The sequence below is a fragment of the Pararhodobacter sp. genome (genome assembly GCF_036802785.1).
Classification (GTDB): Bacteria; Pseudomonadota; Alphaproteobacteria; order Rhodobacterales; family Rhodobacteraceae; genus Pararhodobacter.
In genome coordinates, this window is record NZ_DAIRVN010000135.1 from 1 (window position 1) to 3,818 (window position 3,818).

The following is a 3,818-nucleotide window of genomic DNA, read 5'->3' on the forward strand; positions in this document are numbered from 1 at the left end:
CCGGAGGGCGGGGTTGCGCTCCCTTCGGGACCGCAACCCCGCCCTCCGGCCTGTGCGCTGATCCTGTCGTGGTGCGGCTTACCCGCAGGGCGGCTGGCCAGCGCCGCCGCTCACCAATGCGGCGGCCGCTGATCGGCGAGGGGGATGGACGTGCCGTCCTGGCCGCCACGCTCGGTTTCGCGCTCGGTCAGCTGGGTCAGCAGGCGTCTGAGGCGGGCGATTTCAGCGCTCTGGGCGCGCAGGATGTCGCTCATGTCATCCGTGGCGCGGGTCAGGTGGGCGATCTGTTCTTCGATACGGTCCATACGGTCGGTGGTCATCGCGCTCTCTCCGTCGTTCGGGGCCTTATCGGCGCGCCGCAGGGGGCGGTCAACTGCCCTGCCAGCCCGTTGCGCGCCTTGCTCCTCGTTCCCCCTTCGGCTAGACCACCGCCAACCCGTTTCACCAGTGGACGCACCCATGGCCAAGACCAAAGCCCCCCGCCGCCCCCGGGCCGAGACGCCCAAGGGCTTCCGCGACTATTTCGGCGCGGAAGTGACCCAGCGCAAGGCAATGCTGGACCAGATCGCCGAGGTCTATCATCGCTACGGTTTCGATCCGCTGGAAACCAGCGCGGTGGAAACGGTTGAGGCGCTTGGCAAGTTCCTGCCCGATGTCGACCGCCCCAACGAGGGTGTGTTCGCCTGGCAGGAAAGCGAGGGCACCGATGTCGACTGGCTGGCGCTGCGCTATGACCTGACCGCCCCTCTGGCCCGCGTCGCCGCGCAATACCGCAACGATCTGCCCAGCCCTTACCGGCGCTATGCGATGGGCCCGGTCTGGCGCAATGAAAAGCCGGGTCCGGGGCGGTTCCGTCAGTTTTATCAGTGTGATGCGGATACGGTGGGCGCGGCCTCGGTCGCGGCAGATGCCGAGATCTGCGCTATGCTGGCCGATTGTCTGGAGGCGGTGGGGATTGCGCGCGGCGATTACGTGGTGCGGGTGAATAACCGCAAGGTGCTGAACGGCGTGATGGAGGCCGCGGGCGTGCTGGACCCGGCGGACCCGGAGCGCTTCGCCAGCGAGCGCGGGATTGTGCTGCGCGCGATCGACAAGCTGGACCGGCTGGGCGAGGACGGGGTGCGCGCTTTGCTGGGCGCCGGGCGCAAGGATGAGAGCGGGGATTTCACCAAGGGCGCGGGGCTGGGTGCGGCGCAGGCCGATATTGTGCTGGCCTTTACCGAGGCGCGGCGCGGGACGGGTGCCGAGACAGCGCAGGTCTTGCGGGGACTGGTGGGTGACTCAAAGATCGGCGCGGAAGGTGTTGATGAGCTTGAGGAAATCGCCGCCCTGCTGGACGCGCAGGGTTACGGCCCTGACCGTATCATCATAGACCCCTCGGTGGTGCGCGGCTTGGGCTATTACACCGGCCCGGTCTATGAGGCCGAGCTGACCTTTGAAATCCTTGACGAAAAGGGCCGCAAGCGCCAGTTCGGCTCGGTCGCGGGCGGCGGGCGCTATGACGATCTGGTCAAGCGCTTCACCGGGCAGGCGGTTCCGGCCACGGGCGTCTCCATCGGGGTGGACCGTCTGCTGGCGGCGCTGGCGGCCAAGGGCCATGCGCAGAAAGCAGCCATCGGCCCGGTGGTTGTCACCGTCATGGACCGCGACAGGATGGCCGATTATCAGGCGATGGCCGCCGATCTGCGCCGCGCTGGTATCCGCGCCGAGGTCTATCTGGGCAACCCCAAGAACTTTGGTAACCAGTTGAAATACGCCGATAAACGCGGCGCGCCGGTGGCAATTATCCAGGGTGGCGACGAGGCCGCGCGCGGTGTGGTGCAGATCAAGGATCTGGTGCTGGGCGCGAAGATTGCCGAGGATGCGACGCTGGAGGAGTGGAAAGCGAACCCCGCGCAGATCGAGGCGCCGCGCAGCGAGATGGTCGCCGCCGTCCGGCGCATTCTGGACGCCGGAAAGTGAGCCCGCTGCGCTTCGATCCCGCGGGCGCGCGGGCCGAAGGGGCGCGGCTTCTGGCCGCGTTTCAGACCGAGGGCGCGCAGCCCGTCGAGGCCGCGATCCTGCAACCGGCGGAAACCCTGCTGGACCTCTACGGCGAAGACATCCGCGCGCGTGCCTATGTCACCACCGACCCGCTGGAAGGCGAGATGATGCTGCGCCCGGATTTCACGGTGCCCGTGGTGCAGGCCCATATGCGCGAAGGGGCGGACCCGGCGCGCTACTGCTATCTGGGCGAGGTGTTCCGCAAGCAGGAGAGCCCCGGCGCGCTGCGGCAGTCGGAATATCTGCAGGCGGGCTATGAGGTGTTCGACCGCGACCGCCCGCTGGATGCCGATGCCGAGGTGTTCGCGCTGTTCGCCCGGCTGCTTGCGCCGTTGGGGCTGCGCGCGGCGACCGGCGACATCGGCATTCTGCGCGCCGCCGTGGCCGGGCTGCCGACATCGGCCCCGCGCAAGGCCGCGCTGATGCGCCATCTGTGGCGGCCGGGGCGGTTCCGCGCGCTGCTGGAGCGCTATGCGGGCCGCGTGGCCCTGTCGGCTGAGCGTCTGGCACTGCTGGCGGCGCTGGAACGCGGCGAACATCCGCAGAGCGGCGCACCGCATATCGGCCTGCGCAGCCCCGCCGAGATCACCGCGCGGTTGCAGACGCTGGCCGAGGATGCCGCCACCCCCGCCATTCCCGCAGCGCTGGTTGATGAGCTGGAAGCCGTGGCCGCGATTGCCGCCAAATGCCCCGCCGCTCTTGCCGCACTGCGCGAGGCGGCGCGGGCCATGCCGTGGATTTCCGCCTCGGTCGAGGGGTTTGCGCGCAGGCTGGAGGCACTGGCGGCGCGCGGCATCGACGTGGAGGCGCTGGATTATGAAGGCAGCTATGGCCGCACCACGCTGGAATATTACGACGGCTTCGTCTTTGGCTTTTACGCCGAGGCCCGGCCTGACCTGCCGCCGGTCTCCACCGGCGGGCGCTATGACGCGCTGACCGCGGTGCTGGGGCAGGGGCGCTCGATCCCGGCGGTGGGTGGCGTGATCCGGCCGGCGCTGGTGGCTTTGCTGGGGGGGGCGTGATGGTTCTCAAGATCGGTGTGCCGTCCAAGGGGCGGCTGATGGAGCAGTGCTTTGACTGGTTCGGCGCGCGCGGCATGGCCATGCGGCGCACCGGGAATGAGCGAGAGTATTCCGGCGCGATCGAGGGGGTGGAGGGGGCCTCGCTGGTGTTGCTCTCGGCGGGCGAGATCCCGCGCGAGCTGGCGGCGGGGCGCATCCATCTGGGGGTTACCGGCACCGATCTGGTGCGCGAGAAGCTGGCGGGCTGGCAGGGCGTGGTGGTGGAACTGGCGGCGATGGGCTTTGGCCATGCCGATCTGATCATCGCGGTGCCCGAGGCCTGGGTCGATGTTGATACGCTGGATGATCTGGACGCGGCGGCGGCGGCGTTTCGTGCCGCCCACGGGTTCCGTCTGCGGATTGCCACCAAGTATCACCGGCTGGTGCGCGATTACCTGCGCGCGCATGGGGTGGCCGATTATCAGCTGGTCGACAGCCAGGGCGCGACGGAAGGCACGATCCGCAACCTGACCGCCGAGGCGGTGGCCGATATCACCTCAACCGGCGAGACATTGCGCGCGAACCACCTGAAGATATTGTCGGCGCCGCCAGTCCTGCGTTCGCAGGCAACGCTGTTCGCGGCGCGCCATGCCCCGTGGGAGGGCGAGCGCGCTGTGCTGACGGAGGTGCTGGCGCGGCTGGGGCTGCCGGGGGATGTGGCGCTCTGAGGGGGCCGGGTAAGGGGGGCGTTGCCCCCCTCTTGGCCTGCGGCCA

At 69.1% G+C, this 3,818-nt stretch carries 4 protein-coding genes; 3 read left to right on the forward strand and 1 reads right to left on the reverse strand.

The genetic code is table 11. The annotated features are described in order from the left end of the window. Positions 1–110: 110 nt before the first annotated feature. Complete coding sequence (locus V7Q53_RS23150; protein WP_333831380.1) at positions 111–320, reverse strand: SlyX family protein; 210 nt, start codon at positions 318–320, stop codon at positions 111–113. Positions 321–459: 139 nt separating this feature from the next. On the opposite strand from V7Q53_RS23150, the gene hisS reads away from it, so the two are divergent. From hisS to hisG, 3 genes are read left to right on the forward strand one after another with little or no spacing between them, the layout of a single operon-like run. After that, the gene (gene hisS / locus V7Q53_RS23155) at positions 460–1,962 is read left to right on the forward strand and encodes a histidine--tRNA ligase (RefSeq protein ID WP_333831381.1); all 1,503 of its coding nucleotides are present in this window, start codon (positions 460–462) and stop codon (positions 1,960–1,962) included. After that, positions 1,959–3,065 (forward strand): ATP phosphoribosyltransferase regulatory subunit, encoded by a 1,107-nt coding sequence (locus V7Q53_RS23160; protein ID WP_333831383.1) that lies wholly within the window; start codon positions 1,959–1,961, stop codon positions 3,063–3,065. Before hisS ends, V7Q53_RS23160 begins: the two co-directional genes overlap by 4 nt. Continuing rightward, positions 3,065–3,772, forward strand: coding sequence for an ATP phosphoribosyltransferase (gene hisG / locus V7Q53_RS23165; protein ID WP_333831384.1), 708 nt, complete (start codon positions 3,065–3,067; stop codon positions 3,770–3,772). The genes V7Q53_RS23160 and hisG overlap by 1 nt, the downstream gene beginning before the upstream one ends. Positions 3,773–3,818 lie beyond the last annotated feature (46 nt).